A 17,221-nucleotide genomic window follows, 5' to 3' on the forward strand; every position below is an offset into this window, starting at 1 on the left:
TGCGCTGTAGCATTAAAATCCTTGCTCGCGTATCCGCGCTAATAAATCCCGCCAGCGCGATAACCGTGCAGTCGGGTCCGCTTGGGACTGCACACTGTTGCCCACCCATAATCCTTCACTGTTAAAACTGAACACGGGGCGTAAGTCGGGCCTTTTACTGGCCGGTTCTATACGCCCGATTAAATTATCCAGAATCAAGGGTTCTGCAGTTGGACTCTGGTAATAACCCAGCACCATATGTGCCTGAAAGCGTTTACTTTGCTGGCCGCCGATTTGCGCGCGCACGTAAATCAAACGCAATTGGTCATTGGCAAACCCCAGTTCCAACAGGCTCAAATATTTGGCAATGGTGAAGTCCTCACAGTCGCCAGCACGCATGCCCATGGTTTCCAGGGGAGTTGCCCAGTAATCACTTTTTTGCCAAAGGGTCACGTCATCGCTATAGCGAATATGACGATTAAAAAAATCATTTACCCGGGTAATTTTTTGTACATCATCCAAGGTTTGGCTGGTGTCCAGCATCTGGTTCCATGCACGCAACAGACCGGCGCCATCCTCACCGTAACGGCTGTGCATCACCTGCTGCATTTTTTGTGATTGGCGCTCTGCCGCGACAAAAAAAGCGGCAGTAAATAAGGTAAAAAATAACAGCCAACAGCCAATCACCCGGCCAAACCATCGCCGGGAACCTGATAAAAAAGAGGAGGGCTGCTCAGCGATGAGCGCCAAGGCGCGAACCTTTGACAGTGGAAAATTCGGGTGTTTGAAGAGCGCAGTGAACGGGCATGGCGGTTGGCTAATTGGCACAAGTTGCCACTAGTATAGTCAGCTTGCAGGGAATATTTTCAGAAAAAACAGCGGCGATGTGTAAACGTTTCCATTTAACTAACAGTGAATTGATAATTCAGTTGCATGAAATTTATGCAAACTTGCATACGTATTCAGTGAAATCCTTATGCGTGAATACGTATGCAGCGATTTGCCTCACTGAGGTTTATCTCTTCAAATGGCCTTTCCAATAATTTTAATAACGGATAGGTCAATTATGAAACACAAACTCGTCTTACTTTCCATCTTGCTGGCAACTTCTGCCAGCGCCCAAGCGGAATGGTTTCTGCGCGGAACTCATAACAATTGGGCAGCCGCCCAAATGAATCCCGCTGGCACCAACACCATGGAATTAACCAATGTGGTTTTCAGCAGTGCTGGCAGCATCAAGTTTGATCGCTACGGTGACTGGTCAGAGAACTACGGGGTAGGTGGTCGCAACGGTGCTAACATTGCCGTGGCGCAGGGCACCTGGAATATCAAATTTTATACCGACACCAAAAACTGGAATATCAGTGCGGTAACGCCTCCGGCGGCGTATCACTTGCGCGGCACGTTCAATGGTTGGGCAGAAGGCACCTTGTTAACCCGCGTTGGCACTAGCGATGTGTACGAAAGTTGCCAGCAATTTGTAAGTGGCGACGCCACTGGCGGCCCACGTTTTAAGGTGGACCCGTATGGCGGTTGGGGCAGCGATGCAGTGCCCGCAGCGGATTACACAGTTGCCGCTGGTTGGGTAAAAATCACTTTTAATGCGAGTTCAAAGGCAATCACCACCCAGCAAAATCTTGCGGCCAATTGTGGTAGCACTAACATCTCTAGCTCTTCACAATCGTCGTCGTCAACCAGTTCTTATGTATCTACCTCAGCACCGACAACCTCCAGTGCAAGGAGTTCATCCAGTGCGCCGGCGGTAACTTTCCATTTGCGCGGCACTCACAACGGCTGGGCTGAAGGTGACCTCTTCACAACGCCAGCGGGCACCAATCAACTGGAAGCCTGCCGTAACTTCACTGCGGGCGATGCCAACGGCGGGCCGCGCTTCAAGGTTGATCGCAACGGTGCCTGGGGTACAGATGCATTCCCATCCGTCGATCAGGCCGCAAGTGGCTGGACACGTATTGTGATCAATACCAGCAGCAACAGCCTTGTTAGCGTTACCACTAACCTGGCATCTAACTGCGGTTCAAGCAGTTCAAGCTCGGTGTCGTCATCTTCATCCAGCAGCTCAAGCAGCAGCGCGCCAGTGGCCGACGATTTCCGTGCACGCACTATGTACTTTGTGTTTGTGGATCGCTTCGCCAACGGCAACACCAGCAACGACAACGGCACCAACCCTGTCGCGACTTCCACTGTGAAGGGCGCCGGTGCTCAAAGTGAGTGGAAGAAGTACTGGGGTGGCGATATCCAGGGTTTGATCTCCAAACTCGACTACCTGCAATCACTGGGTGTGACCGCGATCTGGGTAACGCCGCTGGTGGATAACATCAATGTGGGCAACGAAGGTGGCTACCACGGCTACTGGGCGCGCGATTTCTACTCTGTCGATGAACATCTGGGCGACTGGGCGTTAGTGGATGAGCTGGATGCCCAAATGGAAGCTCGCGGTATGAAACTGGTGTTGGATATAGCCCTTAACCACTCCAACCAGGATGACCAGTACGAATTCGGTGCACTTTACAAAGAGGGTGCATTTATCACTGATTTCGCCAGTGGCAAAAACACCTGGTACAACGCTAATGGCGCTATTTCAGACTGTGGTGATACCAACCCGGCCACTACCTGTAACGGTGAATGGGATGATCCCTGGTCGTTCCGCAACAAGAGCCTGTTCAACCTGACCGATTTCAAACACGGCACCACCAGCAATTCACTGGCGGATCAGTATTTGATTGACGCGGCACTCAAGTGGATGGATCACGGTGTGGACGCCTTCCGTATCGACGCGATCAAACACATTGAGCCAAGCTTCATCAACCGTTTCAGTGCAGCTGTACGTGCCAAAAAAGCGGACACTTACATCTTCGGTGAGTGGTACAACGCCGGTGCGGGTGATTCAGTTTCCATGACCTTCCTCAACGAGCGTCGCGGTTCTGAACTGCTGGATTTCAAACTGCGCGATGCGATTGAAAATGCGATTGCCGGCAATAGCACCATGATCAACCTGAGCACTCACATCAGCTCCCGTGCGGCAGCGATGAATGGCTTTGAAGATCTGCAGGCGATTTTCCTGGACAACCACGATGCCACCCGCACCAGTGTTTATCTGCAAACCAGCGGTCTGGTTAACAGTAACCGCCCAGGTAAAGGTATGGCTAAAGCCTTTGCCGATGCACGTCAAAACCTGGGTATGGCGCTGGTGATGACTTTGCCTGGTATCCCTACTATTTATTACGGCACCGAGCAAAACTCCACCTGGTTTACCGCGAATGGCGATGGTCAAGTGGGGCACGACCCATACAACCGTGAGCAAATGCCTTCGTTCAGCCAAACCACGGCGGCGTACACCATGATCAGTGCCCTGGCCGAGCTGCGTAAAAACAGCCCAGCTATCCAACGTGGCACCTATGCCGAGCGTTGGGTGAATGCGGATGTATTGGTGTTCCAGCGTCAGGAAGGCAGTGATTGTGCGGTAGTTGCGGTAAACCGTGGCGCGGCTACCAGCATCACTGTACCTAACCTGTGTTTGGGGAACGCTGCCTACACCAGTAAAGTGGGTAGTGACATTGTGAACGTAACCAGCGGTACGGGCACTTTTAACCTCTCCCAGAACGAAGTGGTTGTACTGCATTAATTGCAGCGTTAGCCACTCTCGTTTTACCTCACAAAAGGGTGCCCAGACGGGCACCCTTTTTTATTTTCTGGCTGACCGGTTCTTTGTTATCTGCCTGCAGCTTGATTGGTTGGCGCGGTGATGAGTCCCGATGTAAGCCATCCTTAAGCTGGCACTCAGAGTAATTTATGAAAGGTGCACTTGGGTGTGGTATTTCCCTATTGTTTCTATGTTGCACACCTTGTGTTACAGCGTGAGCCAAGTCGCGTTTTGCTGTCACCCTTCTTATCAAACGGAGTTGCACTTGGTTTTTTTGTTACTTCAAAAAGTGGGATTTTTTATTGGTGAAAGTTCGAATATTTTTTCATCGAAGTTACCCGCACTTTGAGCTTTTTCAGGCGCCAATCTCCCAATTGTAATTGCCCTAACGATTTATATACTGGCCTTCGCTGCAGCGACTGAATCATAAATTCCCTCCTACTAACGAGTCATAATAATCATGAATAAGTTAACTCTAGTGAAAAGAAGCGCCTGGGTAGCGCTAGCCTGTCTTGGGCTATCTACCCCAGCGAGCGCGGTGGTATTTCAGGCCGAGAATTACAATTCGTTTTACGACACTACACCGGGCAATACCGGCGGTGTTTACCGCAGCGATGCGGTGGATGTAGAAGCCACCGGCGATAGTGGCGGTGGTTACAATGTGGGTTGGATTGCCCAAGGCGAGTGGTTGGCGTTTAACGGCCTGAATATCCCAACCAGTGGCAGTTATGTAGTGCGTATGCGCGTTGCATCGGCATCGGGCGCCACTGCTTCAGTGGATTTAAATGGCGGTGCGATCCAGTTGGGCAATTTTGCGATTCCGGCAACTGGTGGCTGGCAGAATTGGACAACGGTGACCCGCACAGTGAATTTAAATGCAGGCAATTACAGCCTGGGTGTGTTTGCGCAAACGGCGAACTGGAATTTCAACTGGATTGAAATTGTCGCCGATACCACGAATAACACCAATTTGCCAACTGCCTACCCCGGCTACACCGGCGTTTACTCTGGCTACACGCTCAAATTGGACGAACGTTTCAACAGTCTCAATACCGCTATCTGGGCAAAGGGTGATGGTGCCGTGGGTAATGAATCCATCTGCCGCTTCCAGCCCCAGGGTGTGCAAGTGGTGAACGGTAATCTGGAATTGGTGGTACGCCGCGAATATGTGCCCGGCAGTTATTCCTATGATCACAAATCAGAAAAAGGCCCCTATAACTTCTCTTGCGGTGAACTGCGCACCCAACCCAATAAACGCATCAAATATGGTCGGATTGAAGCGCGTATCAAAGCGCCGGCACGCTCAGTGGCAACGGGTTATATTTCATCGCTCTTCACCTATAAACACGAGGGCTCTCCGCGTGAGTGGGAAGAGATCGATGTGGAATTGGAGGGCGGTCGTCCGGATAAATTCCAGGCCAACCTGATTTATGGCGTAAACGTTGTAGATTGGAATGGTACTCGCCAGTGGGGTGCCTGGGAGCATAAGATCGATATAGCGCCGGCTGACCAATGGCGTGTATATGCCATCGAGTGGACACCCACCGGTATCAAGTGGTTTGTGGATGGCGTTCTATTAAAAACCCTCAACCAGGACTGGCTGGACTGCAACCCTTCCTGTGTTCCACCCCAGGTTAGCTACACCCCGGTGCCCAATGATTTAACCGAACTTATGATGAATTTCTGGATTCCTAACGATGGCATCCAGGACGTATTCGGCGGCAACAAGTACGGCAACGTTTACCCCATGGTCACCCAGTACGATTGGGTGAGGATCTACCAATTGAATACGCATCCGCTGACTAATTGGTAGTTCGACTAACAACAAAAAAGTACGAGAGTTATCAACGGCACTGACGATTAGTCAGTGCCGTTTTTTTATGGATGAAAAAAAGTGGAGCGAAAACCCAGTGTGAAGTGTCAGTTTAGGTGGTCATCGATGGCGCCGAATTCCCACTTCATCACTTTTGCATCAATGATTAACAAAAATGACAAAGTGGGACGATTTGTCATTCCGGCCTAGGTAAGTTTGCATCTGACTATTTGGTTTTTTTAAGATCAAACAGTAACAATAAACTTGATGAGCGGATCTACCCGATGGAAATTACTAACGAATTAAGCCCCGAAGAATGCACCTCCATGAGCGATATCCGCACAGAGATTGATCTGCTCGACCGGGGCATAATCAGTTTGATTGGCCAGCGTGCCAAATATCTGGAGGCGGCCGACCAATTTAAAACTGCCGAGATAAATGTTCGCTCACCCGAGCAAATCAAAACCATGCTGCAACAGCGGCGTGAGTGGGCTAACGCCGAGGGCGTTAACCCGGACATTATCGAAAAAATCTACGCCGATCTGGTCAATCATTTTATGCAAGGTGATTTGCTAATCGAGTAAGACCATAAAGCTTTCTACACATGCAGCTCGCCATATTTAGCGGGAGCTAACCTGAAATTCGCCTGCCAGCTGGTGCAACTTGGTTGCTGTATTCTTCAGGCGATCAGAGCTGGTTTGCAAAGCGCGCACGACTTTACTCATGGTGTTGTTGGCACTACTTAGCTCATGCACCTGCTCGCCGTGCTGCTGGCTGTTGTGGTCTATGTGATGAATGATGTCGAACATACGCTCCACTATGTCGTGCAATGGCTTGTTGTCGGTAGAAGCTTCTTCCGCCAAGCGCAAACTGCGATCCACTTCGGCGACACTGGTTTCCATATAGGCCGCCGCGCGTTGGGATTCGCTGCGAATAGCCTCAATCTTCTCGCCAATTTCCTGCGCCACACCTGCCGTTCTCGCTGCCAAACTGCGCACTTCATCGGCCACCACCGAAAAACCGCGGCCATGTTCCCCGGCGCGCGCGGCTTCAATCGCGGCATTCAGTGCAAGCAGGTTGGTTTGGCTGGTGATATCGCTGATTAGCGAGATCATGTTGCCAATTTCAGCGGTGCGTGCGTTCAGGGTGTGAATAGTCCGCGCCGAGTTATCCACCACGTCGCGAATGCCTTGGGTGCCAGTGCGCACAGATTCAAACTGGCTGCGCGCCTGTTCTACCACTTGCTCCATCATTTGCTTCATTTCTGTGGCGGTGCCCGATGCATTGCTGATTTCCTGCAATTGCTCGCTCACCAATACCAGCATCTTATCCATCGAGAGAGATACTGAGCTGGATGAATCATTGGCCTGACTGTTGTGGTTTAACAGGCGGTCACTGTTTTTCATCACTTCATCTGCCGCGCGAATAACTTCACCGACAATATGATCCAGATTATCGATAAAACTATTGGTCCAGCGCCCCAAATCGCCAGTCTCGTCATAGGCCAGTTTTTGGGTGTCCAGACGCTGCTGCAAATTGCCGCCGCCCTCGGCAATGGCGTGGATTACCTCAGTCATTTTGCCCAGGCGACGCGCCAACTTGCGCGGTCCACGCTGGTAAAAAACAACGCCACCCAGGGTGAATACCAGCAGCGTCAACAGATTAATAAGCAGGTAGGGCAGACTGGTGAAAGCACTCAGTGCCAGATGAGCCGCAACCCCGGTGCCGACACAGGCGCTGTAAATACTCATCAATTTAAAACCGAGCGAGCGGTGGCGATAGGTTTCTTCCAGATCCGCTTCACACATCATGCCCCAGGTATCCGGTGAACCCTGCAGGCTGAAGGTCACGCCTTTGCCCACCACCGGAATATGGCGATAGTCGGAATAACCGGGGTAGGTCACAAACAAATTGCTGCCTTTGCGAATGGTTTCGCGCACACCGGGGTGTAGTTGATTCGTGGCCGGGTCGGTAAAACGAATTTCAAATTCGGTGTGCTGCTGGATTTTTACCGTGCCCCAATTGGTATGAACCCCCGAGCTGAGGTTTTCACCGTGGGAGAAGGTGCTGTCTTCAAACCGCGAGCGGGAGAGTGCAGTGCCCGGCTTTATGGAAGGGTCAAACACCGGTTTCACCATAAACAGATAGTTATCGCCGGATTCATTAAAAATGTGCCCCGCCTCGCGCTGGATCAAATCGCCCAGTACATCGTTGGGAATGCGCGCGCACAAACAGCCCTTGCTGCCATCGCTCAGGCTGAGCGGCAGGTAAAACATCAAAGTGACTTGATCGTGGAAGGCCGAGCTGCGTTTACCAATTGCCAGGGTTTGTGGGTCTTTGTAGGGGCCATGCAAAAAGGCTTGTTGCAGGCCCAGATTCAGCGCTTTGTTGTCCAGATCCTGCAGGCCGATGCGCGCTTTGCAGGTGGAGTCCAAGGTTTTGCCTGCGGCATTAACCACAAACAGCTCGGTCACATCCGCCATGCTTGTATAGTTTTTGCTCAGGATTTGACTATAGTCATCATCAAGCGCCTGCAACTGGCTGCGGCAGGATTCCAGCTGCGCCCACTGGCGTTTCACCCATTGCTGTAACAACTTCATCCGGGTGTTGGCGATACTCTCAAATGCCTGCTCCATCACCGGGTAGCGATGCCTGTTCACCCAGCAGGCCCAACCCATAGCGAGTTTGCCGGTTTTGCCAAACCAGGGCAGCCAGCTGCGTTCAGCGGGCGAGAGTGGCATAAGTTGACTTTGTAGGCCGAAATAGGCGCCGCGTGAGTGTTGTGTGGTCAAGTTCATCGTCTGCTGCTGTAGGAGTGGTATTGGCATTTTTGTTGGCACTGAATTAGGTAGTGGTACTGGATTAATAGAAATCCGCTTTGATCTTGAAAACGTAATTCGTTTTGGTTGGACAATGCGAAAACTACGCCAGTGGCGCAAAAATCATTTTTTCGCAGGCTAATTCCAGCTGTGAGCACCAATTAAGTGCTGTTTGATGTTTTTTATGGTGCACAAAAAATAATAGTGAGCATTTTTGGTGCAGGTATTGATATAGATAATTTTTATCTGATGATTAATGCGCGTGGCGCAAAGGAGTAGCTATGAAGTTGTTTTATCGCATTGCAGTGGTAGCCGTTACCATTCTGGGTTTACAGGTATCCAGTGTGATGGCCTGTACCCGGGTGGTATATCAGGGGCCAGAGCAAACCATTATTACCGCCCGCTCTATGGACTGGCGCGATGAGATCCCCGCTGACTTATGGCTCTTTCCCAAAGGGATGCAGCGCAACGGCATGGTGGGCGAAAACTCCATTCGCTGGACATCGCGCTACGGCAGCATAGTCACCAGCTCTTTTGGGGTTGGCAGTTCTGACGGTATGAATGAACAGGGTTTGGTTGCCAACCTGTTGTGGTTAGCGGAATCCCAATACCCGGAGTTCGATGGGCGCAAAAAAGGGTTAACCGTGGCGGCCTGGGTCCAGTATGTGTTGGATAATTACGCCACGGTGGAGGAAGCGGTAAAAGCCCTGCGCAAAGAGCCGTTTGTGGTGGTTTCGGCCAATATTCCCGGCACCGATCGTTTTGCAACCTTGCACTTATCGCTGTCGGATGCCAAAGGCGACAATGCCATCCTGGAATATATCGAAGGTAAATTGGTGATCCATCACGACATGTCTTACCAGGTGATGACCAACTCGCCGATTTTTGAAAAACAATTGGCGCTCAACGAATATTGGCGCGACATTGGTGGCACCGTGATGCTGCCGGGCACCAATCGCGCCGCCGACCGTTTTGTGCGCGCCTCTTTTTATGTGAACGCAATTCCCCAAACCAGCGATTCGCGCTTGGCGCTGGCCAGCATGTTCAGTGTTATCCGCAATGCCTCAGTGCCTTTTGGTATTTCCTCGCCGCAGGAGCCCAATATTTCATCCACCCGTTGGCGCACAGTGGCCGATCATAAAAATCGCGTTTATTACTTTGAAAACGCGCTTACCCCCAATACTTTTTGGGTGGATATCAAACAAGCAGATTTTCGCGCGGGCGCGGCGGTAAAAAAATTAAGCATGGCCAACCATGAAATTTACACCGGCAATGCTCTGGCCCAGTTCAAACCGTCTGAGCCGTTTGAGTTTGCCGGTTTGTGATTTTTATATTTTTTTAATTACCGCCTAGCAACCGGGCCAAGTCGCCAAGTTCCGGTTGCTCGCGAATGGCGTTGACGACCAACCTGGTCATTGCCTCGGCACCTTTTTGTTGAAAGTGGGTGCCGTCCGGCAACTGGGTGCTGCCACCCATAGTATCGGTGTAATAAGGGTTGATGCTTTTATCTACCACCAGCCAATAACTTTTCCAGCCCGGGTCGCCCACTTGATTGGCAAATGCTTCGCTTGCGCTTGCCAGATCGATTAACGGCAAATTTTCTGCGCGCGCCAAATCCTTAATGGTTTGTTTGTAGTCGCCCACAAAGGCGTAATTGCTGCCGGGTTTATGTTGGGTGACATGGCTATTGACGACCGGTGTTGTCTGCTCACCCTTTGCGTTTTTTATGCGCGCCGTGGGGGTGAAAATAATCGGGTTTGCGCCGCGGGCGCGCGCAATATTGATATATCTCGCCAGTGAGTTATATAAAGATAATTCGGGTTTACCCGCAGGGTGTTGCACATTTCCTTCGCCGTCATTGGGGTAAGTGCAAAGGTTTTTTACATCGGCAAGGCCGCGCTCGGCGCGGGCTGCATCGCAACTTTGATCGTTGTGACCATGGTTTATAAAAACGTAATCACCCGGTTGGATCAGGGGTTCCATTTGTGCAAACCAGCGGCCGTTATAAAAATCCCGCGAGCTGCGGCCAGCGCGCGAACCCACAATCACTTTTACTTTGGCATCAGTGTTAAATTCCCGCTCCAACATTTGCGCCCAACCCATGCGCGGAAAGCGCAATTGCTCATACACCGCCGAGGTGGAATCGCCCACCACAAAAATCCGCACTGCTGCGCTTTGAATTGCTTTGTGTTCAGCGCGTGCGCGAGCAAAATCAAAAGGCTCATAGGCGCCAGTGTTCATTAAACCTACCAGCGGGCGAAAACCTACATCACTCAAGGTGGTATGGCCGGTTTGCCCGCTGTTGTTATCGTAATTGCGGTTGTGGTTAAGCAGGCTGAGCATCTCTACCAACTGTGCATTGCGCTGAATAGGGTAGGTGGCCGGGTCAAAGTCCGCAGTGTTTTTTACGCCCGCTAATTGCAATGCCTGCGCAAAACCCTGTTGCATTTCACGGCGCGCCTGAGCCATAAGCGCTGGGTCAAGCGCGGTAATCTTTGCTGTATCCACCCATTGCTGCGGGCCAATAAAACCCTGCGCAACAGCGATGTCGGAAGCGATGCGATCTGTAAGTGGGTTGATATTGGCGATTTGTTTAGGGGCGGTTTTTTCAATCACTGCGGCCATACAAATCGGGCGCAACTTGGCGTTTTGACTGCAGTCTTTTGCCTCGCCACCGCTCACCACTGACACCAGCAGCGGCGCGTGTAAATCAGTGCGCAAAAAACTGTATTTGCCTTCGGCGTCGGTAAGTGTATGCAGTTGGGTGCCGCGTGAATCTATAAGCGTTATTTGGGCGTTAGCGAGTGGCTTTTTATCAAAGGCGATGCCACTTATTTGGCTGCCGGATGACAGAGATTGGCAGGCTGCCAATAGCAAACTGCTACTTAACAGTGAAACCAATAGCAGGGATTTTGTTGTGTTCATCTTTACCTCCAGTTGCGTGGATTCGTTATCGTTATTAATAACGAGGTAAATCTGACCGAATAACACTACGTTTTTTTAATTTTTTAGATTTTCATACTAGCGATACAGTTAGTTTTCCGACAGGATTTTCGTTTCGAAACCGTCAAGTCAGGGACGACTTGACGGAGCTACAGGGATGTATTTATGCGTTTTCGAAACGAAAATCCTGTTGGTAAACGGTGACAAAGTGCTTGTTAGCGCACTCCAAAAGATCACATCCGCTCCATCACCTCAATGCCCAACAAATCCAAACCTTGTGCGATAGTTTTTGCAACCAAATGGCACAAACGCAAACGGCTGTCGCGCAGTTCAGGGGCAATGCCGTCTTTAAGAATCGGGCAGGCTTCGTAGAAGCTCATGTACAAACTGGCAATTTCATACAAATAAGTGCAGAGCAAATGTGGCATGGCTTCACGCGCGACTTGATCCAGCACTTCGCTAAATTGCAGTAATTTAATGGCGAGAGTTTTTTCTTGCTCAGTGCCAATTAAAATCGCCGCGCTGAGTGACTCGGGCGATACGCCAGCTTTGCGGAAAATACTTTGCACACGGGTGTAGGCGTATTGCAAATAGGGCGCGGTATTGCCTTCAAAGCTGAGCATGGACTCCCAGCTAAATACATAATCGTTAGTGCGGGTTTTACACAAGTCGGCGTATTTCACCGAGCCAATGCCCACCTTGCGGCCAATTTCCGCAACCTCGTCAGCGGTTAATTCCGGGTTCTTTTCGCTCACCAAGGCTGTTGCGCGCTCAACGGCTTCAGTCAATAACTCGGCGAGTTTTACGGTGCCGCCGGTGCGGGTTTTAAAGGGTTTGCCATCGCTGCCCATCATGGTGCCAAAGGCCAAATGCTCAAGGCTTACGGATTCATCCACAAACTTTGCTTTGCGAGAAAGTGTGAATACTTGTTGCATGTGCAGCGATTGGCGCGCATCAATAAAATACATAATGCGTTTGGCATTAAGAGTATTTACGCGATAGCGCAGCGCGGCCAAATCGGTGGTGGCATACAAAAAACCACCGCCTTGTTTTTGAATGATAACGGGCGATGGATTGCCTTCTTTGTCGGCCAGTTCTTGCAGGAACACCACCTGGGCGCCATCGCTTTCTACGGCGAGGCCTTGCTTCTGTAATTCTTTTACCAGCGGTGCCAGGTCATTGTTGTAAAAGCTTTCACCGCGCACGTCGCTGTCTTTTAAGGTGACATTGAGTTGCTGGTAAATTTCGGTGGAGTGGTGCAGGGAAATATCTTTGAATTGCTGCCACAGCTTCAGCATTTTTTCATCGCCACCTTGCAGGCGCACTACATAGTCGCGCGCTTTGTTGGCGAAGGCTTCGTCATCATCAAAATGTTTTTTGGCTTGCTGGTAGAAGACTTCCAAATCCTTAAGTGCCATAGCCTCGTCGCCTTTGGCGCCGAGTTGTTCTTCCAGCTCCGCGATCAGCATTCCAAATTGTGTGCCCCAATCGCCCACGTGGTTTTGGCGGATTACATTGTGGCCCTGGAATTCCAGCAGACGGGCGAGTGAGTCGCCAATAATGGTGGAACGCAAATGGCCCACGTGCATTTCTTTGGCGAGGTTGGGGCCGGAATAGTCGATCACAATATTCTGCGCCTCGGCAACCTGCTCAACCTGCAGGCGAGCATCGCTCTGCGCCTTGGCGATTTGTTCACCCAACCAGACCGGATTTAAGTCGATATTGATAAAACCTGGGCCGGCGATTTCCACTTTCTCAGCAATGCTATCCAATTCCAGAGCCGCCACAATCTTGGCCGCTAGCTCGCGCGGGTTGGTGCCCATGGCTTTGGCGGCGCCCATGGCGCAGTTGGCTTGGTAATCGCCAAAACCGGCTTTTTTACCGGGGGCAATCAAGGCGGGCAGGTCAGCTGGCACACCCACAGCGGCCATGGCAGAAAGGACTTTTTGGTTCAGAAATTCGCGGATATTCATAAAGTTGGGCAGTCGCTAGAGGCTAAAGAATGAAGGGCGGGAATTGTACTCGCCAGCCGGAGGGCTTGCCATCTTTTGTGGCTTTTGCAGGCGGCACAGGCACCCTTGGCTATACTCATTTTTAACCTAGTAATCGCGCGCGTTAATCGCTCCCTTTCGGTTTTTACAGGACGCCACAATGACTAACGATAATCTTCTTAATAGCCCCTGTCCGCAGGTAGTTGCTCGTTTGGATGAGCGGGTTTACACCCTGAGCCTCAATCGCCCTGAACGTAAAAATGCACTGACACTGGCCATGTATTCGGCCTTGGCGGATTTAATTCGCCGCGCCGATGCTGCGCCGCAGGTGCGGGTGATTGTATTGACCGGCACTGACGAATTTTTTACTGCCGGCAACGATTTGATGGATTTTATGAACGAGCCGGAGATTCACCCGAATCATCCAGTGGTGCGTTTTATTGATGCGCTGCGCCAGTGCAAAAAGCCCGTGGTGGCGGTAGTGCGCGGCCATGCAGTCGGTATTGGCACCACCTTGTTGCTGCATTGTGATTTGGTCTATGCCGCCGATGATGCGCGCCTGCAAATGCCCTTTGTGAATTTGGGTTTATGCCCTGAATACGCCAGCAGTTATTTGGTGCCGCGTTTGGTGGGGCAACAAAAAGCGGCGGAGATTTTTCTGTTGGGCGAGGCCTTTAGCGGCGCCGAGGCCGAGGCCATGGGCATAGTCACCAAAGCCGTGCCCTGGGATGAGTTGAGTGAATATGCGCGCAACAAAATTACCCGTTTGGCGCAGCAGCCACCGGGTGCGGTGCAGCGCAGTAAAGCGTTGTTGCGCGCCGGCACCCAAGCGGCGATAGAGGCCTGCCTAACGGCGGAATACGCCGGCTTTGCCGAGGGTTTGGCGTCTGACGAGTGCAAAGAATCGGTTACTGCTTTTTTTGAAAAACGCGCACCGGATTTTTCACGCTTTTAATCGCCCATCACCTTGTTAAACAGGATTTGCTATGAACTTCAGCTTTGATTTCAGCAACAAAAATGTATTGGTAGTGGGCGGCACCAGCGGTATTAATCGCGGCATTGCCGAGACTTTTGCCAAAGCCGGCGCCAAGGTTGCGGTGGTGAGCCGCTCGCCAGAAAAAGTCGATGATACGGTGCAGTCGCTAAAGGCCTGTGGTGCGGCCGACGCACGCGGTTTTGCGGCGGACGTGCGCGAGGTGGAGGCGATAAAAACCGGTATTGATGCCATCGCCGCCGACTGGGGCAAATTGGATGTGGTGGTCTCCGGCGCGGCGGGCAATTTCCCGGCGCTGGCGATGGGTATGTCGCCCAATGGTTTTCGCTCGGTCATTGAGATTGATTTGCTCGGCACATTCCATGTGATGCAGGCGATTTACCCGCACCTGAAAAAACCGGGTGCATCCATTATCAACATCTCTGCGCCCCAGGCCGAACTGCCTATGGCGGGGCAGAGCCATGTGTGCGCAGCCAAAGCAGGGGTGGATATGATCACCCGCACCCTGTGTTTGGAGTGGGGTGCTGAAGGCGTGCGGATTAACTCGATTATTCCCGGCCCTATTGATAACACCGAGGGCATGAAGCGCTTGGCGCCCACTGAAAAAATCCGCGCGGCGGTGGTGAAGTCCGTACCCTTGCAGCGCATGGGTAGTACCGATGATATAGCTCACGCCTGTTTATTTTTGGCCTCGGATTTTGCCAGCTACATTAGTGGTGCAGTGATTCCGGTGGACGGCGGCTGGGCGCAAGGCGGGGCGGCTATGGTGGGTGCGGGCTTGGCAGAGCTGTTAAAAAAATCCCCGGACTAACCTTGTGAGGAGCTGCTGTTAGCAACAGCAGCAGAAGGTTGCCGGGGAGTGGTTCGCGTTTTTAGTGGGTGTAGTGCTTGGTTTCTTTGCGCTTGCTGGCTGGTGTTGTGTTCAGGCCGTCGTCACTGCCCGTTTTCAGGCTCGGCAGGCGCGAAGACCTGAGGAGCGCCGCTGCAGGTTCTTCACTGTCGGTAAATTCCTGAACGGTTACCAGGCTGGTGTTGCCTTGGGCATCTACTTGAATATTAAACACATGCCAGTGTCTGTCGCTTTGGTCGCCGCTGGCTTGTGCTGGCGAGAAGACGTGAATATTGCCGCGCAGGTTTAACTCCACCCGTGCCGGTGAACTGGCGATGGTGCCCGAGCCGCTGTACAACTTAACCACATAGCGATAAGTGCCCGCATGGGGAAAGTCAGGCACGGTCACTACCTCGGGGCCAAAGCTGGTGATGTCATCAACATCCAGATCAAACACCACGCCATTCACTTCTTCAGTTTTATTGCCAAAGTAAATTTCGTATTCATCAGCGGTGGTGGGGTGTGGCACAAACCAGTGTGAATCCAGATCTTCCGGGTTTTCACCCCAGGTCAGGGTAATGGTTGCCGAACTTTCAGCGAGCTGCAGGCAGTTGGTTACTTCGCTGTCCTGAGTGCCGGACAGGGTGGCGATGGTGTCACTTTGCGAGCCGGAAATAGACGTAAGCAACAGCGAAGATGAACGGCGCACCGGAATCACAAAGGTGCCATTGGCATCGCTATAGGCAGTACTTTGGCCGATGTAGTCGCGACCACTCGCCACAATTCGCACGTTAGCCAGGGGGCTGTTGGCAGCATCGCGCACACAGCCGCGCAGGTTTACCGTTTCATAAATACGGTCTGCGTTCCAGGTGGTGAAATGGGTGACTGTACCGCGATAGACGTATTGGCCATCCACTTCTACCAAGGTGGCTTCACCTTCCTGCACCCAATAGCCGCTGGTTTCATCAAAATAAAACAGGGGCACGGAGTTTGGCGCGGTGGCCTCATTAATGCGGCTGGCAACCGGGATGGAAATAGTCGCACTCACACCCGGCGCCAACTGCAATAAATTGCCATTCGCATCGCGGAAGCTGGCATCTATAGCGCCAAAGGATTCCATCAAACTAATCGCACCGGTTTCCGGGTTGCGCACTTCATAGTTGCCTGGCATCACCCCGGCATCCCCTGAGGGGTCAATAATTGTCAGCGCCGGTGTAATGGTGCCGCTGGCAGGGCTACCGTTGGCAGTGACAAAGGCATTGGCTGGCAATTCCACCAGAGTCTGCCCGTCTACAGCCAGATTGGCTGCCGAGCTGGCGGAAAAACCGGTGCTGTAGTTGGCTTGCAACACCAGCGCAGAGCGATCCACATTGGGCTGCTCAGCGGAGTTAGCAAAAACCTCGCTGCGCGTCGCAAAACCTTCGCCCCATGCGTTGAGCACAAAACGCTCCGCAATGCCCAATCCCTCGATGCGGAAAGCACCTGTTTCATTGGTTCTCGCGCTGGCACTCATCAGGGTTTCGCCTTCAGCATTTACCGCGGTGACTGTCACGTAAGCTTGATTAATGGGCGAGCCCGTGTGGTAACTACTGACATTTCCGGTCAATACACCCAGCGGTGTACAACTCACACTGATATTGGTGACATTGTTTTGCAGGGTGAATGAAGTTGCACTGTTGATGGCGCATTGTTGGCGAAAGGGGGTATCGCTCAGGCTGAGGCTAATTTGAGTTCCGGCAGCAATAGGGTTGGTAAAACTGAAGGTACCATTTTGCGAAATGGTCAGGCTTTGTTGATTACCTGCTTGCAACTTCAGGCTGCCATCCAAACCGCTCACACTTCCGCTGAGTGAATAGGTGGTCACCGCGGAGGATGATGAGCTGGATGAACTTATGCTGCTTGCAACAGAACTGGATGAGCTTGAGGGTTTACTGCTGCCACCACTACCGCCACCACAGGCGAGGAGTAGTGCGCTGGAGAAGAGCGCGATGGTCAGGGTTGAAACTTTCATGAGTGGATTCCTTTTAAACACTTCCTGATAAATAGCCAAAAACCGAGGGTTTTGGCGGCGGCGCGATTATCGGGAACCCAAGGGTGTGCTGCAAGGCACGATAGTTGACGCAGCTAACTGGATAACAAAATGTTACAAAAAAGGCACTTGGTTTGAAGTGCCTTGGTGGGAGTGGATAGCG

11 protein-coding genes are annotated in these 17,221 nt (G+C 51.8%); 6 read left to right on the forward strand and 5 right to left on the reverse strand.

From position 1 onward, the window contains the following. Nucleotides 1-12: 12 nt before the first annotated feature. Entirely contained in the window at nt 13-729 is a 717-nt protein-coding gene (locus tag ACFODX_RS06010; protein ID WP_378117094.1) for a transglutaminase-like cysteine peptidase, read from the reverse strand. 316 nt (nt 730-1,045) lie between these two features. Here ACFODX_RS06010 and ACFODX_RS06015 point away from each other — a divergent pair, with 316 nt between their 5' ends. The 3 genes from ACFODX_RS06015 (at nt 1,046) to ACFODX_RS06025 (ending at nt 6,037) form a co-directional block, all read left to right on the forward strand. Then, a complete protein-coding gene (locus ACFODX_RS06015) occupies nt 1,046-3,622 on the forward strand; it encodes an alpha-amylase family glycosyl hydrolase (RefSeq protein WP_378117096.1) in 2,577 nt (858 codons plus the stop codon). Between the two features lie 478 nt (nt 3,623-4,100). Beyond that, complete coding sequence (locus tag ACFODX_RS06020; RefSeq protein WP_378117098.1) at nt 4,101-5,453, forward strand: carbohydrate-binding protein; 1,353 nt, start codon at nt 4,101-4,103, stop codon at nt 5,451-5,453. Between the two features lie 284 nt (nt 5,454-5,737). Then, nucleotides 5,738-6,037 carry a chorismate mutase gene (locus tag ACFODX_RS06025; protein ID WP_324259581.1) on the forward strand — a complete coding sequence of 100 codons (300 nt, stop codon included), beginning with the start codon at nt 5,738-5,740 and terminating at the stop codon, nt 6,035-6,037. Between the two features lie 36 nt (nt 6,038-6,073). Here ACFODX_RS06025 and ACFODX_RS06030 read toward each other — a convergent pair whose 3' ends face one another. Continuing rightward, complete coding sequence (locus ACFODX_RS06030; protein WP_378117101.1) at nt 6,074-8,251, reverse strand: methyl-accepting chemotaxis protein; 2,178 nt, start codon at nt 8,249-8,251, stop codon at nt 6,074-6,076. 302 nt (nt 8,252-8,553) lie between these two features. On the opposite strand from ACFODX_RS06030, the gene ACFODX_RS06035 reads away from it, so the two are divergent. Next, nucleotides 8,554-9,597, forward strand: coding sequence for a linear amide C-N hydrolase (locus tag ACFODX_RS06035; protein ID WP_378117103.1), 1,044 nt, complete (start codon nt 8,554-8,556; stop codon nt 9,595-9,597). A gap of 13 nt (nt 9,598-9,610) precedes the next feature. Here ACFODX_RS06035 and ACFODX_RS06040 read toward each other — a convergent pair whose 3' ends face one another. Further along, complete coding sequence (locus tag ACFODX_RS06040) at nt 9,611-11,197, reverse strand: GDSL-type esterase/lipase family protein (protein ID WP_378117105.1); 1,587 nt, start codon at nt 11,195-11,197, stop codon at nt 9,611-9,613. Between the two features lie 251 nt (nt 11,198-11,448). Then, nucleotides 11,449-13,188 carry an arginine--tRNA ligase gene (argS, locus tag ACFODX_RS06045; RefSeq protein ID WP_378117107.1) on the reverse strand — a complete coding sequence of 580 codons (1,740 nt, stop codon included), beginning with the start codon at nt 13,186-13,188 and terminating at the stop codon, nt 11,449-11,451. 178 nt (nt 13,189-13,366) lie between these two features. Between argS and ACFODX_RS06050 the strand changes: the two genes are divergently transcribed. Both ACFODX_RS06050 and ACFODX_RS06055 read left to right on the forward strand, forming a co-directional pair. Then, nucleotides 13,367-14,161: an enoyl-CoA hydratase gene (locus ACFODX_RS06050; protein ID WP_378117109.1), complete on the forward strand. Its 795-nt coding sequence runs from the start codon at nt 13,367-13,369 to the stop codon at nt 14,159-14,161. 31 nt (nt 14,162-14,192) lie between these two features. Further along, entirely contained in the window at nt 14,193-15,011 is an 819-nt protein-coding gene (locus tag ACFODX_RS06055; RefSeq protein WP_378117111.1) for an SDR family oxidoreductase, read from the forward strand. A gap of 61 nt (nt 15,012-15,072) precedes the next feature. On the opposite strand, the gene ACFODX_RS06060 is transcribed toward ACFODX_RS06055, so the two are convergent. Further along, nucleotides 15,073-17,040: a hypothetical protein gene (locus ACFODX_RS06060; RefSeq protein WP_378117113.1), complete on the reverse strand. Its 1,968-nt coding sequence runs from the start codon at nt 17,038-17,040 to the stop codon at nt 15,073-15,075. Nucleotides 17,041-17,221 lie beyond the last annotated feature (181 nt).

The organism is Cellvibrio fontiphilus (assembly GCF_042646205.1).
In the GTDB taxonomy this organism is placed as follows: domain Bacteria; phylum Pseudomonadota; class Gammaproteobacteria; order Pseudomonadales; family Cellvibrionaceae; genus Cellvibrio; species Cellvibrio fontiphilus_A.

Bases quoted from the DNA above. Each gene is read 5' to 3' on its own strand.
- ACFODX_RS06015 (WP_378117096.1), top strand. From the start codon at position 1,046: ATGAAACACAAACTCGTCTTACTTTCCATCTTGCTGGCAACTTCTGCC.
- ACFODX_RS06020 (WP_378117098.1), top strand. From the start codon at position 4,101: ATGAATAAGTTAACTCTAGTGAAAAGAAGCGCCTGGGTAGCGCTAGCC.
- ACFODX_RS06025 (WP_324259581.1), top strand. From the start codon at position 5,738: ATGGAAATTACTAACGAATTAAGCCCCGAAGAATGCACCTCCATGAGC.
- ACFODX_RS06030 (WP_378117101.1), bottom strand. From the start codon at position 8,251: ATGAACTTGACCACACAACACTCACGCGGCGCCTATTTCGGCCTACAA.
- ACFODX_RS06035 (WP_378117103.1), top strand. From the start codon at position 8,554: ATGAAGTTGTTTTATCGCATTGCAGTGGTAGCCGTTACCATTCTGGGT.
- ACFODX_RS06040 (WP_378117105.1), bottom strand. From the start codon at position 11,197: ATGAACACAACAAAATCCCTGCTATTGGTTTCACTGTTAAGTAGCAGT.
- argS (WP_378117107.1), bottom strand. From the start codon at position 13,188: ATGAATATCCGCGAATTTCTGAACCAAAAAGTCCTTTCTGCCATGGCC.
- ACFODX_RS06050 (WP_378117109.1), top strand. From the start codon at position 13,367: ATGACTAACGATAATCTTCTTAATAGCCCCTGTCCGCAGGTAGTTGCT.
- ACFODX_RS06055 (WP_378117111.1), top strand. From the start codon at position 14,193: ATGAACTTCAGCTTTGATTTCAGCAACAAAAATGTATTGGTAGTGGGC.
- ACFODX_RS06060 (WP_378117113.1), bottom strand. From the start codon at position 17,040: ATGAAAGTTTCAACCCTGACCATCGCGCTCTTCTCCAGCGCACTACTC.